Genomic DNA, 20,420 nt, shown 5'->3' on the forward strand with positions numbered 1-20,420 from the left:
ACGCCAAACATCCCCGGCCGCTCCTAAAAGAAGCAGCCTTACCAACGGCTGGATTTTACTCCGCCACGCTCAGCACCGCGCCGGCGTTCCGATGGCCTGCTTTGTCACCGGCGCATCCACCAATTGTACGCGTGCGGCAGCGGCGCTGGTTTCGGCATGGTCCGGGTCGATCACCGCAAGGCAGAAATCAAGCGGTGAAACATAGGTCTTGAGGATTGCACCACGATCCCGCCGAAGGGTCGATAGCAACTTGAGAACGTGTTGGCGTGGATCGGGAGAGCCAGCCGCGAGATCCGGCAACGTAACTTCCTCGTGATCGCACGCCGGCAAGGTCTGCGTTAGGGCAGCATAGTCCGTCATGTTCGAGCGAAGGCGAGCAAGAGGCCAATATCATGAGCGTCAGCAGCTCTGAGCGCATCGACATATGCGTGGCGCATTGCGCCGATATCGCCGAGATTGCCGCCACCCCAGCTGAACGGATTGCCACCGAGACGCTCGATCAGGAGGTCGGCCATCAGGCGTGCATGACGTCCGTTGCCATTGGGAAATGGGTGGATGGCAACGAGGCGGTGATGAAATCGGATCGCGATTTCGTCTGCTGGATAAGTTCTATGCTCGATCCAGTAATTGACGTCGGCCAGTAGCGCATGAAGGTCTGTTTGGATGCGGTAAGCATTAATGCCGATATTGCGCTCCGTCCGCCGGAACCTCCCCGCCCAGCTCCAGACATCTCCGAGCATCCGCTTGTGGAGTTCTCGCACGAAGCCTTCGGTTAGAATGTCGCCGCGCCGGCTTAGCGCCCAGCCCGCACCGATATCAATGTTGGCCTGCTCGGCCTCGTTGAGATCGGAGCGAGTTGTAATCCAGGTCTGCAGCAGTCCCTCGCGTTCGCCTGGCTCCAAGGGGGTGGCGTCATCGGGCTCGGCAAAAAGATCGGTCACGGCTTGTTCCAAATGTCTCGTTGCCGCAGGCTCGTCGCGATGTAGCGCTGAATTCGAGCTTCATCCTCCGTGTCGGCTACGCGCTGGTCTTCGAGTGCCATCGAATGCGATACGCGGCGTAGGGCTTCGATCGCGATAGCGCGTTCCCGCTGCTCCATCGTCCTCGCGAGGCTGCTTTTGGGGATCAAGGCATAGACGAGGACGCAGTCCATCGCCTCGGCCGCCTTGCGCAGAGTGTTGAGCTGCACTGTGCCGCTGACTTCAGACGTCTCCAGATTTTGGACGCTCTGGGCGGTAATACCGATGCGCTGACCGAGCTGTGATCCGCTCATGCCCAGTGCATCGCGAATGGCTCTAATCCAGCCACGCGGAGGCACGGCGAAACGCTCTGCTGGACCCAATGCCGTCAGACGTTCGTCGAGGCGCTTGCGCGCTCGGTCTGTAATTTCCTTTTTCATCAGGTTACAGTCTTATGATTAGGTCATCTACATCAGGTTATGTGCTGATATCATAAAAATAATGATAAGGCTATAGCCTGATAAAGATCACATATTTATCAGGCCATAGCCAGATATTTCGTAGGGCGATCTGCATATCGCGCCATTCGCATCGAGACGCGAAGCAGCCGATTGAGACACTAATACCCTTCTGCTATGATGCGTGATGACTGATGCATAGGCGGCATGATGCGAACTACGCTAGCGATAGATGATGACGTACTGGAAGCGGCGAAAGCGATCGCGGGTCAGAGCCATCGGACCGTTGGCGACGTCATCTCCGATCTCGCCCGGCGCGCCTTGAGGCGGCCCGATCAGCCACAACAGCGAAATGGCATCCCCCTCCTGCCAGCGCGGGAAGGTGTCGTCGTCACCCAGGCGGCCGTGAATGCTTTGCGCGACGAATTGCCGTGAGGTTCCTGCTGGACGTCAATGTACTCATTGCCCTCATCGACCCCGCCCATGTCGGGCATGACGCTGCGCATCGGTGGTTCCAAGCGGAAGGCCAGCTTAATTGGGCGACATGCCCGATGACCGAAAACGGCGTAATCCGAATCGTCGGTCATCCCAAATATCCGAATTCACCAGGCTCGCCGGCGATCGTCGCTGATGTCGTCCAGCGGCTTCGCGAACTGCCGGGCCACCGCTTTTGGCGTGACGACATGAGCCTCGTCGGATCGGATCGCGTCGATCCGACCCAGTTGCTTACCTCGGCTCAGGTAACCGACAGCTATCTCCTGGCCCTGGCCGCCGAAAATGGCGGCAAGCTTGCCACTTTCGACCGACGACTGTCGCCCAAGGCGGTAAAGGACGGTAAGGCCTTCTTGCATGTCATCGACGGAGCCTGAACGCGTGCGCCGCGACCTCGACCATCTTCCGGCGGCTCAGCAAGGTGAGCTTGAGCGCGTCGTCGCAATCCTGATGCGCGATTTTGAGGCGGCGATCTCTGGAGCCACCCAGCCGTGGAAGCGAAACGGCAAGGTCCTGAAGGTCATCCTGTTCGGGAGCTACAGCCGCAACGATTGGGTCGATGAGCCGGAGAATGGATACCAATCAGACTTCGATCTCCTCGTCATCGTCAATCATGCGGACCTGACCGACATCGCAGATTACTGGTATGTCGCGGAGGATCGTATCCAGCGCGATCCCACGATCGGGCGACAGGTCAACATCATCGTCCACAGCCTCGATGAGGTGAACAACGCGCTGAGGCGAGGTGAGTATTTCTGGACCGACATCGCGCGGGACGGGATTGCCCTCTATGAGCTGCCCCAACACTCTCTCGCCAGCCCGATTCCGCTTACAGCCGCAGACGCCTATCGGATGGCTGAAGAGTATTTTTCTCAGAACGTCGCGAAGATCGACAGCGCCCTAAAGATCGCGAAATTCGCCATCCAAGAAGGTGAGCGCAATGACGCGGCGTTCATGCTTCATCAGGCGACGGAACGCGCTTATGCGTGCATGCTCCTAACATGCACTTTCTACTTTCCACGGTCTCACAATATCAAATTCCTGCGCTCCCTGGCTGAGGACAAGGAACCCCGTCTCGTTGAGGCTTGGCCACGGGCGACGAAGCAGGAGCGGCGGCGTTTCGAGCTCCTCAAACGGGCCTATGTCGAAGCCCGCTACTCGCCCAATTTCACCATCGAAATGGCTGACCTCGAGACACTCGCTGACGCTGTCCGGAAGCTGCGGGCGATCGTCGAGGCGGTCTGTCTGGAGCGGCTCGATGTGCTGAAGGCGGAGGCCGGGATTTAGCTCCAAAGTGACGGAATCGCTGTTTATTTCCGATCCCTTGCGTTTGGTGATCCACTCGTTCTAGACTCGATCCGCGCCGCTCAAATGGTGGTGCCGAGGCGTGAGAACCTCGCATGGTGATATTGATCTGGCTCTCGGTTGCCCGGGTGGCCGACGCGCATGTTCAGGCCGCTTGCGGCTAAAGGCGTCGGCGCATGTGTTTCCCATGCATGTTCTCAACACCCGGCTTCGAGCCGGGTCCGTCTCGCTGTCTGGAGACGGATTATGGGCTGGGCTTGGGCGCCTGATCGATTGGTACGCTACCTGCGGGGTCGGGTGGAATTCGCTGCGCCCGGGCGTCTTTCGGTTTGCGCGCGATGAGGCGCGGCGTTGCCCGTGCTGACGGTCGGGAGGATCAATCGCCGCAGCCTGAAACGCTGCCGACCACGATGGAACTCGATGTCCTCTATCGCAATGAGCAGCATTCGCTCGTGCGCTTCTTCACGCGCTACCGCGCCAGCCCTGAAGATGCCCGGGACCTGGTTCAGGAGGCCTTTCTTCGCCTTTCGCGCATCGATCTGCGCCGTTCCGGTTCCATTTCCCGGCCTGCCGAGTATCTTCGGCAGATTGCCCGTAACCTGTTGAAGGACCGTGCCAAAGCGGCGCGGCGGCATGCTGTGGATGCCCATGTAAATGCCGACGATTGCGACCTTGTTGGCATCGATGAACTGCGTCGGCTTGAGGCGCGCGATAGTCTTGTACGCCTCGAAGCTGCTATAAAGTCTTTGAAACCAAAGACTCGGGAGATTTTCATGGCGCACCGCCTGGAGGGCCTCAGCTATGCGGAGATTGCCGAGCGGACCGGCCTCTCGGTCTCGGGCGTCGAGAAGCAGCTCGGTCGCGCAGTTGACCAGATCGACAGGTTGATGGGCCGCCCCTGATGGCGTTGTTCGGCGGCGGCAACAGTGCCGCAGATGTGACTGGCCGCGAGGCATCGGCCTGGTTCGCGCGGATGCGCGGATCGGACGCCGAGATGTCTCGACTTGAGTTCGAGCGGTGGCGCGCAAGCGATCCGCGAAACCGGGCCGCCTATACCCGGATCGAGCGGCGCTGGCAGCTTGCGGCGGGCTTAGCCGGTTCTCCTCTCGCTCAGGAGCATCTCGCCGCCGTCAACCGCAGGCCTTTCTATGCAATGTCGGGCCCACGTGTCGCATTCGCGAGCGTGATTGTCGCGTTGTTGATCGGTGGCGGCGCCGTCTTTCTGTGGCGAGGCGACGGGCCTCGCCCGGTGGCGGTGGCTCAAGCCAGCACGCCGTTCGCAACCCGTGTCGGCGAGATCCGCACCATGCGGCTGGCTGACGGCACGACTGTCACGCTCGACACCGACAGCGCAATCGAGCCGATGTTTACTGGCCAGGTTCGGCTCGTCCGCCTGTCGCGCGGACGGGCCCGGTTCGACGTCGCGCATGAGGCTGGGCGGCCGTTCATGGTTGAGGCGGCCGGCCGGACTATCATTGACCGCGGCACGCTGTTCGACGTCGTCCTCGGCCGGGAGGGAGTGAAGGTGGTTCTGTTGCGGGGCGCGATCGAGATTCGTGACCGCAAGGCGCACGGGACCGGCGGCGCGCCGATCGCGCGGCTCGTGCCCGGCCAGGTCTTCGCCGACGCGCCCGCCGCCGGTGTGGCGCAGGTGTCCGCGGCGCCCGGCGGCAGCGATCAATGGGTCAGGGGTATGCTCAGCTTTGACGGCGCGCCGCTCGAGGACGTGGTCGCCGCGGCAAATCGCTACTCGGCGCACAAGATTCGGCTCGGCGAGCCGGCGCTTGCCGGGCTGCGCGTGACCGGGACTTTCCACGCTACACCGACCGACGCGTTGGCCGCGATCCTTGCTGCGACCTTCAATCTTCGCGTCGAGCATGATGCTCAGGGTGATTTCATTCTTCACGCCCGCTGACGTGGGCTATCACGCGTTCTGATCGACCTTCGCAGGGGCGGGTTTCCTAGTCGCCACGTGCGCCTTTCGCGGCGCCTTGGTGATCGGCGTTGGCGCATCGCCGGACGGTATCACCACGCCGAGTTTCGGCCGTCCCGCCTTCTTCTTGCGTCCCAGGCCGATCTTCACGGCCATCGCCTTGCGCATCTCCGAATAGGCCGGCGCGGTCATGGGATAGTCGGCCGGGAGATTGTAGCGCGTGCGATACTCCGCAGGCGTCAGGCCCTGCGTCGTCAGGTGCCGCTTGAGGACGGCATAGGATTTGCCGTCAATCATCGAAATGATCTTGGTCGGGTCTGCAAGGCTTTTCCTAAGCGTGACGGCCGGGACGTATTCGGGCGCCGCCGGTGCGGGCGGTTGGCCAAGGTCAGCCAGCGCACCATGGACTGACGCGATCATGGTGCCGATATCGCCGACCGCTACCCGGTTGTTGGTCACGAAACTGGCTGCGATCTCGGCTGTCATCGCGATCAGGGTATCGGGTTCTTCCACGCGGGTAATCTCCATTTAGCTGCCCTGAAGGGTCGTGCCCGGGCGGACGTGGCAGCTTTATTCAACGCACGTTGGTCGGACAGCAAGCCCAAGTCTCCCGATTTATTTTGGGCGGGTTCCCGAGCCGGCGTCGTCTTGCCCCTTTGACAGCCGCCAGATCGGCGTCGAGCTAAGGGGAAGAACGAATGCGTTTGGGAAAATTCGCGGGCTTTGCGGCCTGCACGACGGTCATGCTGCTCGCGTCACCGATTGCCGAAGGCCAGACCGCTGACGCCCGTGACTATGATCTGCCGGCGCAGGATCTGGGCGCCGCGCTGCGGCAGGTCACTTCCCTGTCAGGCCGGCCCGTCATCGTTGCAACTGACCTTGTCGCCGGCCTGCAGGCGCCTGCGCTCAAGGGGCGGTTCTCGTCGGATGAAGCTGTCGACCAGTTGCTGCGCGGCACTGGCCTGCATGCGGTGCCGGTCGGCGAGACCCTTGTCGTTCGCCGGGTTTCGGATGGCGGGAGCGCGGACGCCGGCGGTGTCAGCGATATTCTCGTGACCGGCACCCGGATCCGCGGCAAGGCCCCGGTTGGGTCGCCGCTCGTCGTCATCGACCGCAAGGCGATCGAGCAAGGCGGCTTCGCGACGACGCAGCAGATCGCGCAGTCGATTCCGCAGAATTTCGGGGGCGGGCTGAACGAGGCAACGGCGGTGGGCGGAACTGTCAGCCAGAACACCGGCAACAACGGAACGCGCGGCTCGAGCATCAATCTGCGCGGACTCGGACCCACCTCGACTCTCGTGCTGCTCAATGGCGAGCGCCCGCCGCTCGGCGGGTTCGCGGGCGCCTTTGCCGATATCTCGATGATCCCCGCCTCGGCGATCGAGCGGATCGAAATCGTTCCCGACGGGACATCGGCAATCTACGGCTCGGACGCGGTCGCAGGTGTCGTCAACATCGTGCCGCGGCTCGACTTCACCGGCATCGAGGCGAGCGGGCGCATCGGCACCGCCGATGGGGATAGCCAGGAATATCAGGCCAGCCTGCTGCTCGGCACGCGCTGGTCCAGCGGTCACGCCATGATCGCCTATGAATATTACGACCGCGACCGGCTGAGCGCGGCGGACCGGCCGTTCGCGACCGACGACCTCAGGCCCTTTGGCGGGCTGGATCACCGTGTAGCCTATGCCAATCCCGGCACTATCTATGCCGGCGGCACCAGCTTCGCGATCCCGGCCGGGCAGAACGGAATCGGGCTCACCGCCGCGAAGCTGACGCCCGGCACGGTCAATCTCGCCGACAGCTGGACCGGCGCCGATATGCTGCCGCAGCAGCGCCGCCATTCCCTCTTCGCGGCCATCAGTCAGGATCTCGGCGACACCCTGCGCCTCCACGCCAACGGGCTGATGACGATCCGCACCTTCGATGAGGCGGACCGCCCCAATACGAATGTGCGCCGCACCGTGCCGGTGACCAACGCCTTCTATGTCGATCCGATCGGCACGCATCAGCCCGTCGGCGTCCAGTACAGTTTTCAGCGCGACCTTGGCAACGAGTCCCGCCGCGGCATCGCCAGCGCCTATGGCGGGACCGCCGGGCTCGAAGCGAAAGTCGGAGCCTGGTCGGCGAACGCAGCGGTTACCTATGGGCGTGATTACGAACGCTATACCGGCTACAATCTGGTCAACACCGCTCGCCTGGCGCTCGCGCTCGCCGATCCCAACCCGGCAACTGCCTATAATCTGTTCGGCGATGGCCGGTCGACGAACCCGGCGACGATCGCCGCCATTCGCGGCTGGTACGACTCGACCAATGTCAACTCGGTATGGTCGGCGACACTGCGGGCCGATGGCCCCCTGTTCGCACTGCCGGCCGGCGACGTGCGGCTGGCGGTCGGTGGTGAATATCGCGAGGAGCGTTATGTCGATGAAGGCGGGACAAACTACACCTCGACGCTGACGCCGCAATTTAGGGTGCCGATCGCGCTCAGCGCGCCGCGTCATGTCAGGGCCGGTTATGCCGAGCTGCTCGTGCCGGTGTTCGGCGGCGACGCGACGGTTCCAGGATTTCATCGTCTCGACCTGTCGGCGGCGGTCCGCACCGAGCGTTACAGTGACTTTGGCACGACCACCAATCCCAAGCTGGGGGTCGCCTGGGAGCCGTTCGCGGGCCTTACCATCCGTGGCAGCTATGGTACGTCGTTCCGCGCGCCGACTTTCTCGGACCTGCGCCAGGATCCCGCTAACCAGCTGATCTTCTCCTATACGATCCCCGACCCGCAGGCGCCATCGGGCCAGTCCAATGTGATTGTGCTGCGGGGCAATGATCCCAATCTGAAGCCGGAGCGCGCCACGACCTGGACGCTAGGCGCTGACCTCAAGCCGGGCTTCCTTCCCGGCGCGCATGCCAGCCTGACCTGGTTCAATGTCGATTATCGCGACCGCATTGCCTCGCCCTCGACCCAGCTGTTCAGCTTCCTGGTCAACCGCAATGTCTATGCAGGCATCACCGAACCCAATCCAAGCGCGGCGCGGGTCGCCGAGCTCTATGCCTCGCCCTTTTTCAGCAACTTCCTGAACATCCCGGTGACCGCCGCCTTTGCGGCCGTGGTCGATGCGCGACTGCAGAACCTGTCGGTGGTCAAACAGTCCGGCCTCGACATGGACTTGGGTTATGGCTTTGCGCTGGCGGGTGGCCGCGCCGATATCGGCGCGGCCGGCACCTACATCTTCCACATCCGTCAGGCATTGACGCCGACCGCTCCGGTCTCCGATGTCGTCGGCGTGCTGGGCAATCCGGTCGACTTCCGGGCGCGGGCGCACCTCAGCTGGTCGCGGGGCGGGTTCGATGCCGCGCTGTTCACCAACTATGTCGATGGCTACACCAACAAGCTGAACGCCACGCCCCAACATGTCGACGCCTGGACGACCTTCGACCTGCAGCTTAGCTATCGTTTCCAGGCGGCGCGGGGTGCGTTCAAAGGTCTCAGGGTCTCGCTCGGCGCGAACAATCTGTTCGATCGCGATCCGCCCTATGCCGCCTATTTCATCGGCCCATCCACAGCCGGCTATGATCCCGAAAATGCCAGCGCGATCGGGCGCGTCGTCTCGCTGCAGGTCACCAGGGCGTGGTGAATCGACCAGTGTTTGCCTGTGCCGTAGGCGCGGCCCTTTCATGGACGGCGCCGGCGTACGCCGCAGCGGAATCCTGTGCCGAGCGGCTGAACCCTGCAGCTTCGGCGGTGCCGGGCCGGGAACTGACCGCACAGGCTCTGGTCGAGCTGCGGGACTTCGGGCGAGCCGACAGCGGCCCGTCCGGCGCGGCGCCCTTCAGCGTCTCGCCCGACGGCACCTGGGCAGTGATGGCGATGCGTCGCGCGGACGCGGACCGTGACAGTTACTGTGTCGGCATCATGCTGGTGTCGCTCGACGGACGCACCGCGCCGCGCCTGCTCGACGTTGGCGGCGATTTCATCGCGATGACGCATGACGTTCGCGATGCGCCGGACATCGTCAACGGTTCGCCCGATCCCGGCACGCCGTCCTGGTCTCCCGACGGAAGCCGTATTGCGTATCTTCGGCGCGATGGCGGCGGCACCCAGGTCTGGACGGTTGGGCTCGGCGGTGAGGCGGCAAGGCAGGTGACCAAGTTCGCGACGGATGTCGTCGCCTTCAGCTGGTCGGAGGATGGTCGGGCGATCCTTGCCCGGACGCGGCCAGGTCTGGTCCCAGCGTGGGCCGCAATCGATGCAGAGGGCCGATCCGGATTTCTGTTCGACAAAAGGTTCTGGACGCTGACCGATGATCGCCCGAGGCCGGCTCTGCCCGTGCCGGTCGTGTCGGTTGCGGTCGATGCCATGTCCGGCCTTGTCGTCGACGACGCCGCGGTCAGGGACGGGGTAGAAACGGCTGGGCCACGGGGCGCCCAATTCTTTGCCCGCTCGGAAAGCGGTGCAACGGCATGGGTCGGGCGTGACGATCCTTTAATGATCTTCGGCCCGACCCCGCTTCACGTCGACATCGGCGGGCGATCACTGGCCTGCCCTGCGGCAATCTGTGCCGACCATGTCGCCGGCCTGTGGTGGTTTGGGCCGAACGAGCTGCTGTTCATGCGCGGGGGCAGTCCTGACAATGGCGGGCGGACCGTGATCTATCGCTGGCGGATCGGACACGAGGCGACGCCCGTCCGGTTGCTCGGGACGATCGACGCGCTGTTCGGCTGCCAGGCCGCGTCGCGCCGCCTCGTCTGCGCTTACGAGTCGGCTATTCACCCTCGAACCCTGGTGTCGTTTGATCCGGTCGCGGGAAAGCAAAGGACGCTTTTCGATCCCAATCCCGATTTTCCCATAGCGTCGCTCGGGCGCGTGCAGCGTCTTGTCTGGAGCCGCGACGGCGCGACCACCTACGGCGATCTCGTCCTGCCGCCGGGCCATCATGAGGGCGAGCGGCATCCTCTGGTCGTGGTGCAATATGCCAGCCGCGGCTTCCTGCGCGGAGGTACCGGCGACGATGTGCCGATCCACCTGCTTGCCGCGCACGGCTTTGCCGTCCTCAGCTTCCAGCGGCCGCCGCTGCTGCCGGCAACGGCGACGGCGCGCAGCCTGACCGAGGTCCAGCACATCAACATTCCGGGATGGGCCGAGCGGCGCTCGATCTTCGACGCGCTCGATGCCGGAGTCGATGCGGCCGTGGCGACTGGCGCGATCGACCCGGACCGGATAGGCATCACCGGCCTCAGCGATGGCGCCTCGACGGTGCAATATGCGCTGCTTCACTCCAGCCGCTTCAAGGCTGCGGCGATGAGCAGCTGCTGCGAGGACCCGGGCAGTACGATGGTCGATGCGGGTCTCAGCTACCGCGACTTTCTGATCGCATCGGGCTATCCCAAGCCCGGCGAACCGGGCGACGCGTTCTGGCGCCCTTATTCGCTCGCGATGAACGCCGACCGGCTCAGGACGCCACTGCTGATCCAGGTGCCGGATGGAGAGTATCGGCTCGCGCTGGAAAGCTACTCGGCACTGCAGTTCCACGGTGCGCCCGTCGAAATGTATGTCTTTCCCGACGAACATCACGTCAAATGGCATCCGGCGCACCGGCTGGCGATCTACGAGCGGGACGTCGCCTGGTTCGATTTCTGGCTGAAGGACAAGGTGTCCGGCGACCCTGCGCGCCTCCCCGAAATCCGACGATGGGAAGCGCTCAAGGCCGCGCCGCCGCCGGCCGATCGGCATTAGACCGAGCCTCCCAGCCATGCACCCAGGCTGCGACGTCGGCCAGCGCCAGGAGGCGCAGCGTATCGAGGCCGGCCGGCACGGCTGCCTCCAGCGCCAGCCGGATCGCGGGAAGATCGAGCAGGCCCTCGCGTGCGAGCGCACCGTCGAGAAGGAGATCGCGCAGCTGAACCTTATTGGCGATCGCCGCCTGCGTGCAGAGGCTGTCGAATGCACCCTTGCTCTGACGCCCCACGGCAATCGGCGGCAGCAACGGCTCAAAGGCGGCACGGGCGACGGCGCGGTTGCGGCCACCGGCGCACCATAGCCAGCTCGGGATAGCGAGGCAGGTTTCCATCAGCGGCTGCGACAGGAGTGGAAAGATGATCGGGGCGTGTGCCTGACGTCCGTGCCCGTCGAGATGATTCTGCACGCGGATGAGCGCCATGACATGCGCACGCTTTCCCGGGAGAGTCCCGTTCGGCACCGGCAGCCACGGATGGCCCGCCGGCCATGGTAGATCGGCCACCGCCGTTCGCGCCAGAAACTGATAGCTGGTGGCCCAGGCCTGGACTGGCCGGCGGCGCAGCGCTCTGCGCGCCGTTCGGAACGCCACATTCAAGGGGCTGGTTTCTCCGAGATCAGCCATGTCGCCAATGGTTTCCAGCACGCCCCGGCCCAATCCCTGTCGCCGCAACCGGTCGAAAATGGGCGCAAGCGAGCGCTGATAGCTGAAGACATTGTCACCGCCCCCGCCGCTGAAATAGGCGTCGGCACCCACTTCTTCGGCATGCCGACGTTCAGGCCGATCGAGTGCCTGAGCAAAGCTTCTGGCATTGGCGCGCGCAAGACCATTCGATGCGCTGCGCTCGAGATCGATGGCTGTGATATCCGGGTCGACGGTCGCCAGATCGATCCCAAGGTGATCAGCGATGGCCCGCGCATAAGGCGTCTCGTCCATATCGCCGGCGACCGCCCGGAATGTGATGCCGCGCGGTCTGGCATTTCCCTGCGACAGGACCGCGGCGACGATCGCTGAGTCGAGGCCGCCCGATATCTCGACCAGGGGCCGCCGAAAGCAGCTGGCCCAGCTCAAGACCGATTTCGTCGCTGCCTGACGCACGGCTTCGATGGCTTCTTGCGGATCCGACATCTCGCGATCCCGCGCGGTGAAGGTCCAGGGCGACCAGGCGCATTCGATCGTCGGGCCGGGCGGCAGGATGCGCATGGCAACGCCTGGTTGCACCTCATCGATCCCTCGCAGCGCGGTGCGCGCGGGCCTGAGGTCGCGGTAAACCAGCGCCTGGCTCACGATCGTCCAGTCGATCTCGGCAGCGACCAGGCCAAGATCGACCAGCAGAGACGGTTCAGCCGCAAGAAGGTGCACGTCGTCGAGCTCGAGATGATAGCAGGGCACGCTACCGGACGGGTCACGCAGTGCCTCAGCGGCGGCGTGGCGGGTTCGGAGCGCCAGATAACCGCCCCAGTAGAGCTCAACAAATTTTACCGGCGGCTGGTCGAGCCCGGAGGTCGCGCCCGCGAGACAGTTCGTCCCGCCGTCACGCTCGAACAGATGGCCGAGAATGATGCCGCTGCCGTCCGGCACAACGACATGAGGCAGCGTCGCCGGCGCGAGCACCGTGAGCGTCGGGCTTTCGTAGAGGGGGATGAGCCCGTGTTCGGACTGGGCTCGCTCGATGGCGCCGGCGACCCTGTCCGAGGCCGCGCGTCCGGTTCGTCGGAGCATGGCGAGATAGCGGATGCCGCTCACGAGGCGTAAATCGGCGTAAACTTCGAGACCCGGTCGTAGTGATCGTTCAGGATCGCGTGATCGTCCTGCAGCCAGCAATGCGCGGCGAAGGGGGTCGCCGCCACGCCGAACACGACCCGGCAGGCATGGCGCCCGGCAGACAGCCACCGGGCCAGTGCGAGCGAGTCGAGCAGGCAGTTTCTGGATATCGGATTGAGCCGTCGTGCCTGCTGAAAGCTGGATAGCCGCTCGCTCAGCTGATCACTGTTGGGAGTCGAGCTTCTGGGGTTGCACGCCATATGGCGATCGAGCTGCACGCGCAGTGGTGTCGTACGCAGGCCGAGCCAGGTCGCCGCGATGATCCCGTCGATTCGGGCATGTTGTACCAGACCGATCGGCCGCCGCCGCTCGGGCGTTTCAAGTGTCATGGGTATCGCGAGATCGCAGCGCTGTTGTGCCGGTGCCGGATCGCCCGGCTTCCAGATGGCGCTGCGCTCAAGCATGGCGACCAGACCGGATGGAGCGGGGCACGCGGCCGCGCTGGACAGCCATGCCGCCACTGGTCCGGTGATCGCCGCCGGCACGAGCAGGTAGCGATCCTGCCGCACGTCGAGCAGAATGATGCGGTCGGCGGCAATGCATGCCGAAGTGTGCGGCAGAATCTGCCAGAACATGCCGAACTGTACCCCTTGCCGCTTGGCCGGCGCGGCGCGAGCCGCGCCGGCACGCTGGATCAGTCGTCGCTGAGGCCGGCGAGATTCTGGCTGTCGATGAAGTCCGGGACCTGGGTGCCGTTGCCCTGGGTCTCGACACTGGCGACGCCGAGATCGATGAGGTCGATTGCTTCGTTGGTTTCGGGGTTCATTGTCCGTCTCCTTGCTCGTCGCGGATGGTGCGACAGGGAAAGGATCGGCGCGTCATCCGGTTATAAAAAGTTTATAATCGGATTATAATCGAGAGGCTTGATTCAGGCCTCGCCGCGCTCGCGCAGCAAGTCGGGAACCGCGCGCATCCGTCGCAGATGATAGCGGCGGATAGCATGGGGCTGGTCGGATCCACGGGTGATGAGCTGTTCGAGCTCGCCCTCGACTCGCTCCAGAATTCGTTGTTCGACGATCCGGAAGGGATGAAGGCGGTCATTCGCGGCGGCGATCGCATCGCCGATCTCGTGGTTCGGCGCGGCTGCCGCGATCCGGGCGAACAGCGCGGCGATGCGATCGGCGCCGGCCGGCACCTCCCACAGCGGTGCGATTGGCTTTTCTTCCTCGCCCGGCCGCTTTGTTCGCGCCGCCATGATGAGCAATGCCGAATTCCACTCATAGAGATCGCGCAGCATTGCCTCGGTGAAACGCGGGACGTGGAACCCTTCCCGGCTGTTTGCCTCCACCAGTCGCTCGCCAGCCAGCCGGTGCAGGACGTCGCGCACCGGCGTCATGCTCACGCCAAGCTCATCGGCGAGCCGGATCGCCTCGAGCCGCGTTCCCGGCGCGAAGGCGCCTTCTCGCAGCATCTGCTTCAGCGTCGCATAGCTGCGCTCCATCGCCTGGGCCGGGCTCATGCGCCATCCCCGTTCCCCGACTGCGCCTGGCGGTGCGCCGCGACCGCCTCCCGCTGATCCGGGCGCAGCGCATCCACCGCGCCGAGATGTGTCGGGATATCGTCGCCCAGCAGGATCGATGGGCAGACGCCTTCATAATTGCCGAGATTGGGTCGGTGCTGCCGGTATCCGACCAGGCCGGCCAGTTCGGGATCGAAGGTGCGGGCGACCGAGGGTGGATAGGCGAGCCACTGATTTTCATAGGGCTTGAGCCATCCAAGGCAGTAGCTGACGATCATGCCTCGCCGGGTCTCGATCGTCAGATTGGCGCCGGCACCGTGCAGGGTCGAGCCGAGAAAGACGAGGGCAGTACCCGGGCAGCAGGAAGCGACGAGCGGCTCGCCTGGCCCTTCATCTACAAGTGCCAGCCGGCCGTGAGTGCCAGGATAGATCAGCGTTGCGCCGTTCGCCCGCGTGAAGCTCGTCAGTGGCCACATCACGTTGACGAGATATTCGAGCTCGCCCTTCGGCGCCGGCCACATGTCCTGGTCGCGGTGCGGAAACTGCAGCGGTGCGCCGGGGTGGATCTCGATCGCCTGGGTGAGGTTGAGCTGGATCGTGTCGCACCACGGCCCGAGTGCATCGTCTACCAGGGCCTTGATCAGCGGATGCTGGACAAACGCGGCAGTGTGCCGTGATCGCTTCAACAGGCCGCCGAAGCGCTTGGTGCGCCCGCCATAGAAATCGCCCTCGCAAAAAGGCGTCGCCTCGAAGACCGGATCGAAGTCTGCGGTGAGCGCGGCGACCTGCTCCTTCGGGAGCATGCCGGGGAGCAGGCACCAGCCCTGGTTGCGCAGTGCATCCGAAGCTGCATCGAATCCGTCGGGTCTGGGTGGGATCGCATCGATGTCCATGTCGCTCACCCTCTCGCGCCGATCGCGCGCCTTTCCTGAAGTCCGGGCGTGGCGGTCGGCGACCAGATGCCGGCGCGAGCCAGGTTCAGCGGCGTATCGGGCTCGATCGCGATCCTGAGCGCGCAGAGCATGGAGCCTTCATGCTCGATCGGCAGGCCGAGCGGCCGGCAATCCCAGCCAAAGCTCAGGATCTGCTGGAACCAGCCCATCTCGGCAACGCCGGTATAGGTTGTGATGCCGTGCTCGATCGCATGCTCGACGATCGCGGTGACGAGCTGGTCGCGTACCCGACGCCGGTCGATCGCGCGCAGGCTGCGGTCGAGACAAAAGCGGGTGATCTCCATGGTGCGCGAACCGCGTGGCAGGGGATGCTCGCAAAGGTTCGGGAAGAGCGTGTCGAGAATGTGCGGCCGGGTGGTTGGCAGCAGCCGGGTTGAGGCAAGGTGACGGCCGTCATCTGTGAGCAGGATCAGATACCGGGCGTGATCGTCGTCGAACTGGTCGATTTCGTGGCAGCCGTCGCGGACCGGGATGTTCCATCTGAGCAGATCGACGAACACGCTCTTGCGCGCGGCGAACATCAGGTTGAGCGTGGCGTCACCCGCGTCTTTCAGAGTGGTATCAAGCAGTTGGACCATCGGAGGCCTCCATCTGGAAGGGACCTCCAACCTCGCGACAGTTACCGGCGTCGCCTATACCAAGAACTTGGTATGGCTATCGCCGCAGGCCAAGTTCAGAAAAGGCGATCAGGCCACCCTGCAAAGCCCTGACTGACAGTTCGGCCTTGTTATGGACGTCGTAACGCTCGCGAGCATGTTTCAGATGCTGGATCACCGTTCCCTTGCTGATGCCGAGGATCGTTCCCGTCTCCCAGTCGGTCTTGCCGCGGGTGGACCAGAGTATGCAGTCGCGCTGGCGCACGGTGAGCGGTCGCTCGATTGGGGGCCAGATCTCGCGGATCCTCGTGATCCGCCGGGCCGCGTCAAACGCGATGCCGCCGAGAATCTGGGCGACCGAATACAGATCTCGGGGAAAGGGCTCTCCCGCGCCCATGGCGAAGGAGCAGGATCCGGTGAACTCGCCAGGAACATGAGCGGGGACGGTGTATCCGTCACCGATTCCGACGATCCGTGCCTGGGCAAAGACGCTGAGATCGGCCGGGGTGAGCGTGATCATGCCCGGTATCGCCGACCAGGGAAATCCGTAGTTGGCGAGCTGGCTGGCACGGTGGACCGGATCGGAACGCCCCAGGCGGTTTTCGTCGAACCAGTGCTGCCAGGCCAGCGGGTAGTTGTGAAGCCTGATCGCGGGTGCCGCATCGACCCCGAAATCGATGTGATGTACCAGCGCGAAATATCGGATGCCCATCGCGTTGCAGCACTCGGAGAGCAGGTCGAACAGTTCGTCCTCACTCGAAGCTGCGCGGGCATTGTCGACGAACGCATCAGCGACCGCCAGTTTTGGCATAACGACCCGAACCGATCGCAAGGGCGTTCCCACCGCTTGACTTGCGAATCGTCCTATCTGCGCGCCTCGCATATTCGCTTCTCACGGCGACCGCTCGGACCAATGTGTTCCCGGACGAACTTTCTTCCAAATTAGTTAGTTTATGTCAAATAGATGACGCAGTTAACGAGAAAAATAATTGCCTCCATTTTGGTCCATTTCTGTCGGGCGCCGCGATGTTGTTCCCCAGTGTAAAGACTTGCTTGCGCGTCGTCAGGCAACGCGTGATTTTTTAGTGATGATCAGGCCGTAGCGGCATCAGCGCTCGGCAAGACGGTCGATGATCGGGCAATCCGGCCGGGAATTGCCATGACACTTTGATGCGAGGTCGAGCAGCGCCACCTGCATGGCGCCGAGCGCGGCTGCCTTGCGCCCAAGCTCTTCGGCCCGCGCTGTCGCCAGGGCCTTCACTTCAGCGTTCGATCGACCGGCATCCCGCCACAACCCCAGCAGGTCGCCAATCTCGGCGATGGGGAACCCCAGATCGCGCGCGTTGGCGATGAACCGCAGGCGGTGGACATCCGCATCGCAATAGTCGCGATACCCACTCTCGCGCCGTGGCGGCGGCGGGATCAGGCCGATTGCCTCATAGTGGCGGATCATTCTTTGCGAGACGCCGCTCGCGTTCGAAGCCTGGCCAATGTTCACGTCGGACTCCTCACCTTTGATCAGGCAACCGCGCGCTGAGCGTCGCGCAATCCGGGCGACCGGATAAGGCCTGATTTCAGTCGCCGCCTCCGCGCGCCGATGCCGCGCCGCGCCCTTCTCGTTCAGAGCTTTACTCTATTCAGGCGCAGCGCATTGAGCACCACCGTGAATGACGACAGCGCCATGGCAGCGCCCGCGAACATCGGCGACAGCAGGATTCCCGCGACGGGGTAAAGGACACCCGCAGCGATCGGCACCCCGACACCGTTGAACACGAACGAGAAGAACAAATTCTGCCTGATGTTGCGCATCGTGGCACGGGCGAGGCGCCGCGCGCGGACCATCGCCGCAAGATCGCCCTTGGTGAGGGTCATGCCGGCACTCTCGATCGCGACGTCGGTGCCGGTGCCCATTGCCACCCCGACATCCGCCGCAGCGAGCGCCGGTGCGTCATTTACCCCGTCGCCTGCCATCGCGACCCTGGCGCCGGAGGCCTTCAGTTCGCCGACGATCCTCGCCTTGTCCTCCGGCCTCAGATCGGCGCGCACCTCGTCGATGCCGCCGATCTGCCGCGCAACCGCGTCCGCCGTTGCCTGGCTGTCGCCCGTCAGCATGACAATGCGCAGCCCTTCGGCATGCAGTGCCGCAATCGCGTCGCGCGCGGATTCCTTGATCGGGTCGGCCACTGCGAGCAGGCCGGCGAGCTTGCCGTCCACCGCAACGAGCATGATGCCGGCGCCCTCGGCGCGACGCTGATCGGCAGAGGTTTCGATCGGCGCCGGGTCGATCCCGACACGCCGCATCTGCGCGGCATTCCCGACAACGACCTCGTGGCCGCCGACCCGGCCGGTGACACCAAGCCCGGTCTGTGACTGGAAGTCGACTACCGGCTCCACCGCGAGGCCGGCGTCCCTGGCGCCCGCCACGATCGCCTGGGCGAGCGGGTGTTCGGACTGGGCCTCCAGTGCGGCAACGAGCGCCAGCATTGCGTTTGCGTCGCGGCCGTCCAATGGCTCGGTAGCGACGAGTTTCGGGCGCCCTTCGGTCAGCGTGCCGGTCTTGTCGATGACAAGCGTATCGACCTGTTCGAGCGCCTGCAGCGCTTCCGCGTTCTTGACGAGCACGCCGGCATGCGCGCCGCGTCCTGTACCGACCATGATCGACATCGACGTGGCGAGGCCAAGCGCGCAAGGGCAGGCGATGATCAATACTGCGATCGCATTCAGCAGGGCGTGGCCGAAGCGCGGTTCTGGACCTGCCAGGTTCCAGACGATGAAGGTGGCGACCGCGATAGCCACCACCAGCGGCACGAACCATCCCGAAATCCGGTCGGCAACCGCCTGGATCGGGGCCCGGCTGCGTTGCGCTTCGGCAACCATCCTCACGATGCGCGCGAGCACGGTGTCGGAGCCGACCGCACGTGCCTCCATGAGCAGGCTGCCGGTGCCATTCACCGTGCCGCCGGTGACCTGGGCCTGCGCTTCCTTCAGGACAGGGGCGGGCTCGCCGGTCAGCATCGACTCGTCGACCGCCGAGCGGCCCTCCAGGACGATGCCGTCGACCGGCACTGCCTCGCCTGGCCGCACGCGCAGACGATCGCCGGCCGCGATGTCGGCGAGCGGTACCTCTTGCTCGGCCCCATCGGCGCCGAGGCGCCGTGCGGTCTTGGGAGCGAGGTTCATCAGCGCCCGGATCGCCCGGCCCGTCGCGGCGCGAGCGCGCAACTCGAGCACCTGGCCGAGCAGAACGAGAGTGACGACGACGCCGGCTGCCTCGTAATAGACAGGCACGACGCTGTGCATCCGGAACGACGCGGGAAAGAGACCGGGCGCGAGCGTCGCCACGACGCTGTAAGCGAACGCGGCCCCGACGCCGATCGAGACCAGGGTGAACATATTGAGGTGCCAGGTTCGGATCGAGGTCCAGCCGCGCTCGAAAAATGGCCATCCCGCCCAGAGGACGATTGGCGCCGTCAGAGCAAGCTGAACCCAGGGGGATACAGCCGGCGGGAGGAAATCGACGCCAAGCATCTCGGCGAGCATCGAGATGGCAAGAAGCGGAACCGACAGTGCGCCGGCGACCCAGGTTCGCCGGGTGAAATCCACGAGTTCGGGGTTGGGACGATCGTCGAGCGACGGGGCCTCGGGCTCGAGTGCCATCCCGCAGATCGGACACGTCCCGGGCCCTTCCTGACGGATCTGCGGGTGCATCGGACAGGTCCATATTTCGCCACCGGTCACCATCGGCTCGGCGGCTGGCTTATCGCCAAGGTAGGCGTCCGGTTTCGCCACGAATTTCGCGCGGCACCCGGCACTGCAGAAATGATAGGCATGACCGCCATGCTCGGCATGGTGCGTCGTCGTCGCCGGATTCACGGTCATCCCGCATACCGGATCGATTGCGCTGGTTGCCGCCGAGGGCGCCTTGGCGGAGCAGCATTCGTGGTCGTGGTGGGCATCGGTCATGGGAATAATCCTCCTGGCCCGACACCAGATGGGGTCTGACATTGTGTTAAGGTCAAGGGCAGTATCGCGCCCGCCGAACTATTGCCTCGCAGTGCCTACGCGCTCCGGCATCGCATCCCTCGCCCACGCCGGAATTTCCCGACGCGGCGGTCTGCGCGATCACGTCGAACCAACGTCGGTACGATCGGTCGCGCGCGGAGTTCGGGACCAAGGTCACAGCACCTTCAACGCTAACGCTTTCCGGCTCATGACGGCTCCAAGCTTAGCTGCGCGCAATCTACGTGAATATTGGCTGGCACTTGCGATCACTGCCCGTTCAGCGGACGCCGCCTACTTAGGAATTCTCTCATGGAGGAGGATGACATGCGTAACATTGTACTTGCCGCAGCCAGCGCGGTCGCGCTTCTGGCCTTTTCGGCGCCCGCGACGGCCCAGGATTGGCAAGGTCGGCACGACTGGCAACATGACCGGCTCGACCAGCGCCATGACGACGTCCACGATCAGCTCGACGAAGAACATGACGAGGCCCACGAACAGGGTATCAGTCCCTGGGAGCATCGCGAGCTCCATCGCGATCTTCAATATCAGCATGACGAGGCCGACTACCGACTTGAGCGCCAGCACCGGCGGGAGCATCAGCGCGAATGGCAGCGGCGCCACCGCTACGGAAATTATGGCTATAACGGCTATTATCGTTACTGACCGCGGACGGGCCCGCCGCTTCGACATCGGGCGGCGGGCGTGAT

Annotated in this window: 21 protein-coding genes; 8 read left to right on the top strand and 13 right to left on the bottom strand. The window is 64.2% G+C overall.

Features of this window, described 5'->3' with window-relative positions:
• Nucleotides 1-69 precede the first annotated feature (69 nt).
• Genes ACP7C5_RS17510 through ACP7C5_RS17520 form a run of 3 tightly spaced genes read right to left on the bottom strand, consistent with a single transcriptional unit; the run spans nucleotide 70 to nucleotide 1,399 of the window.
• On the bottom strand, nucleotides 70-360 hold the full coding sequence (locus tag ACP7C5_RS17510) for a hypothetical protein (RefSeq protein WP_426265224.1): 291 nt from the start codon (nucleotides 358-360) through the stop codon (nucleotides 70-72).
• Nucleotides 357-941, bottom strand: coding sequence for a mobile mystery protein B (locus tag ACP7C5_RS17515; protein WP_426265225.1), 585 nt, complete (start codon nucleotides 939-941; stop codon nucleotides 357-359). Before ACP7C5_RS17515 ends, ACP7C5_RS17510 begins: the two co-directional genes overlap by 4 nt.
• Entirely contained in the window at nucleotides 938-1,399 is a 462-nt protein-coding gene (locus tag ACP7C5_RS17520) for a mobile mystery protein A (protein WP_426265226.1), read from the bottom strand. The genes ACP7C5_RS17515 and ACP7C5_RS17520 overlap by 4 nt, the downstream gene beginning before the upstream one ends.
• Nucleotides 1,400-1,624: 225 nt before the next feature.
• Here ACP7C5_RS17520 and ACP7C5_RS17525 point away from each other — a divergent pair, with 225 nt between their 5' ends.
• The 5 genes from ACP7C5_RS17525 to ACP7C5_RS17545 all read left to right on the top strand — a co-directional run bounded on the left by ACP7C5_RS17525 (nucleotide 1,625) and on the right by ACP7C5_RS17545 (nucleotide 5,129).
• Nucleotides 1,625-1,852 carry a hypothetical protein gene (locus ACP7C5_RS17525; RefSeq protein WP_426265227.1) on the top strand — a complete coding sequence of 76 codons (228 nt, stop codon included), beginning with the start codon at nucleotides 1,625-1,627 and terminating at the stop codon, nucleotides 1,850-1,852.
• Nucleotides 1,849-2,286, top strand: coding sequence for a TA system VapC family ribonuclease toxin (locus ACP7C5_RS17530; RefSeq protein WP_426265228.1), 438 nt, complete (start codon nucleotides 1,849-1,851; stop codon nucleotides 2,284-2,286). The genes ACP7C5_RS17525 and ACP7C5_RS17530 overlap by 4 nt, the downstream gene beginning before the upstream one ends.
• Nucleotides 2,287-2,290: 4 nt before the next feature.
• Nucleotides 2,291-3,196: a HEPN domain-containing protein gene (locus ACP7C5_RS17535; protein WP_426265229.1), complete on the top strand. Its 906-nt coding sequence runs from the start codon at nucleotides 2,291-2,293 to the stop codon at nucleotides 3,194-3,196.
• 428 nt (nucleotides 3,197-3,624) lie between these two features.
• Nucleotides 3,625-4,116 (top strand): RNA polymerase sigma factor, encoded by a 492-nt coding sequence (locus tag ACP7C5_RS17540; RefSeq protein ID WP_426265230.1) that lies wholly within the window; start codon nucleotides 3,625-3,627, stop codon nucleotides 4,114-4,116.
• Nucleotides 4,116-5,129: a FecR family protein gene (locus ACP7C5_RS17545; RefSeq protein ID WP_426265231.1), complete on the top strand. Its 1,014-nt coding sequence runs from the start codon at nucleotides 4,116-4,118 to the stop codon at nucleotides 5,127-5,129. Before ACP7C5_RS17540 ends, ACP7C5_RS17545 begins: the two co-directional genes overlap by 1 nt.
• 9 nt (nucleotides 5,130-5,138) lie before the next feature.
• Here ACP7C5_RS17545 and ACP7C5_RS17550 read toward each other — a convergent pair whose 3' ends face one another.
• On the bottom strand, nucleotides 5,139-5,675 hold the full coding sequence (locus ACP7C5_RS17550; RefSeq protein WP_426265232.1) for a MucR family transcriptional regulator: 537 nt from the start codon (nucleotides 5,673-5,675) through the stop codon (nucleotides 5,139-5,141).
• A gap of 170 nt (nucleotides 5,676-5,845) precedes the next feature.
• On the opposite strand from ACP7C5_RS17550, the gene ACP7C5_RS17555 reads away from it, so the two are divergent.
• Complete coding sequence (locus ACP7C5_RS17555; RefSeq protein ID WP_426265233.1) at nucleotides 5,846-8,779, top strand: TonB-dependent receptor domain-containing protein; 2,934 nt, start codon at nucleotides 5,846-5,848, stop codon at nucleotides 8,777-8,779.
• Between the two features lie 8 nt (nucleotides 8,780-8,787).
• The gene (locus ACP7C5_RS17560; protein WP_426265234.1) at nucleotides 8,788-10,878 is read left to right on the top strand and encodes an Atxe2 family lasso peptide isopeptidase; all 2,091 of its coding nucleotides are present in this window, start codon (nucleotides 8,788-8,790) and stop codon (nucleotides 10,876-10,878) included.
• Here the strand turns inward: ACP7C5_RS17560 and ACP7C5_RS17565 are convergent.
• The 9 genes from ACP7C5_RS17565 to ACP7C5_RS17605 all read right to left on the bottom strand — a co-directional run bounded on the left by ACP7C5_RS17565 (nucleotide 10,844) and on the right by ACP7C5_RS17605 (nucleotide 19,674).
• A complete protein-coding gene (locus ACP7C5_RS17565; RefSeq protein WP_426265235.1) occupies nucleotides 10,844-12,625 on the bottom strand; it encodes an asparagine synthase-related protein in 1,782 nt (593 codons plus the stop codon). The two genes, ACP7C5_RS17560 and ACP7C5_RS17565, sit on opposite strands and share 35 nt — an antisense overlap.
• The gene (locus tag ACP7C5_RS17570) at nucleotides 12,622-13,278 is read right to left on the bottom strand and encodes a lasso peptide biosynthesis B2 protein (protein WP_426265236.1); all 657 of its coding nucleotides are present in this window, start codon (nucleotides 13,276-13,278) and stop codon (nucleotides 12,622-12,624) included. Before ACP7C5_RS17570 ends, ACP7C5_RS17565 begins: the two co-directional genes overlap by 4 nt.
• A 59-nt stretch (nucleotides 13,279-13,337) precedes the next feature.
• On the bottom strand, nucleotides 13,338-13,469 hold the full coding sequence (locus ACP7C5_RS17575; protein WP_372901065.1) for a benenodin family lasso peptide: 132 nt from the start codon (nucleotides 13,467-13,469) through the stop codon (nucleotides 13,338-13,340).
• Nucleotides 13,470-13,571: 102 nt separating this feature from the next.
• A complete protein-coding gene (locus ACP7C5_RS17580) occupies nucleotides 13,572-14,162 on the bottom strand; it encodes a GntR family transcriptional regulator (RefSeq protein ID WP_426265237.1) in 591 nt (196 codons plus the stop codon).
• Nucleotides 14,159-15,055 carry a phytanoyl-CoA dioxygenase family protein gene (locus ACP7C5_RS17585; protein WP_426265238.1) on the bottom strand — a complete coding sequence of 299 codons (897 nt, stop codon included), beginning with the start codon at nucleotides 15,053-15,055 and terminating at the stop codon, nucleotides 14,159-14,161. The genes ACP7C5_RS17580 and ACP7C5_RS17585 overlap by 4 nt, the downstream gene beginning before the upstream one ends.
• A gap of 5 nt (nucleotides 15,056-15,060) precedes the next feature.
• On the bottom strand, nucleotides 15,061-15,693 hold the full coding sequence (locus ACP7C5_RS17590) for an acyl-homoserine-lactone synthase (protein ID WP_426265239.1): 633 nt from the start codon (nucleotides 15,691-15,693) through the stop codon (nucleotides 15,061-15,063).
• Between the two features lie 76 nt (nucleotides 15,694-15,769).
• Nucleotides 15,770-16,522, bottom strand: coding sequence for a LuxR family transcriptional regulator (locus ACP7C5_RS17595; protein WP_426265240.1), 753 nt, complete (start codon nucleotides 16,520-16,522; stop codon nucleotides 15,770-15,772).
• Between the two features lie 297 nt (nucleotides 16,523-16,819).
• A complete protein-coding gene (locus ACP7C5_RS17600; RefSeq protein ID WP_426265241.1) occupies nucleotides 16,820-17,209 on the bottom strand; it encodes a Cu(I)-responsive transcriptional regulator in 390 nt (129 codons plus the stop codon).
• A 122-nt stretch (nucleotides 17,210-17,331) separates the two neighbouring features.
• Nucleotides 17,332-19,674 carry a heavy metal translocating P-type ATPase gene (locus tag ACP7C5_RS17605; RefSeq protein WP_426265242.1) on the bottom strand — a complete coding sequence of 781 codons (2,343 nt, stop codon included), beginning with the start codon at nucleotides 19,672-19,674 and terminating at the stop codon, nucleotides 17,332-17,334.
• A gap of 348 nt (nucleotides 19,675-20,022) precedes the next feature.
• Between ACP7C5_RS17605 and ACP7C5_RS17610 the strand changes: the two genes are divergently transcribed.
• Entirely contained in the window at nucleotides 20,023-20,376 is a 354-nt protein-coding gene (locus tag ACP7C5_RS17610; RefSeq protein ID WP_426265243.1) for a hypothetical protein, read from the top strand.
• Nucleotides 20,377-20,420: the final 44 nt, after the last annotated feature.

It is taken from the genome of Sphingomonas sp. PWP1-2 (assembly GCF_049898305.1).
Taxonomy (GTDB): Bacteria; Pseudomonadota; Alphaproteobacteria; order Sphingomonadales; family Sphingomonadaceae; genus Sphingomonas; species Sphingomonas glacialis.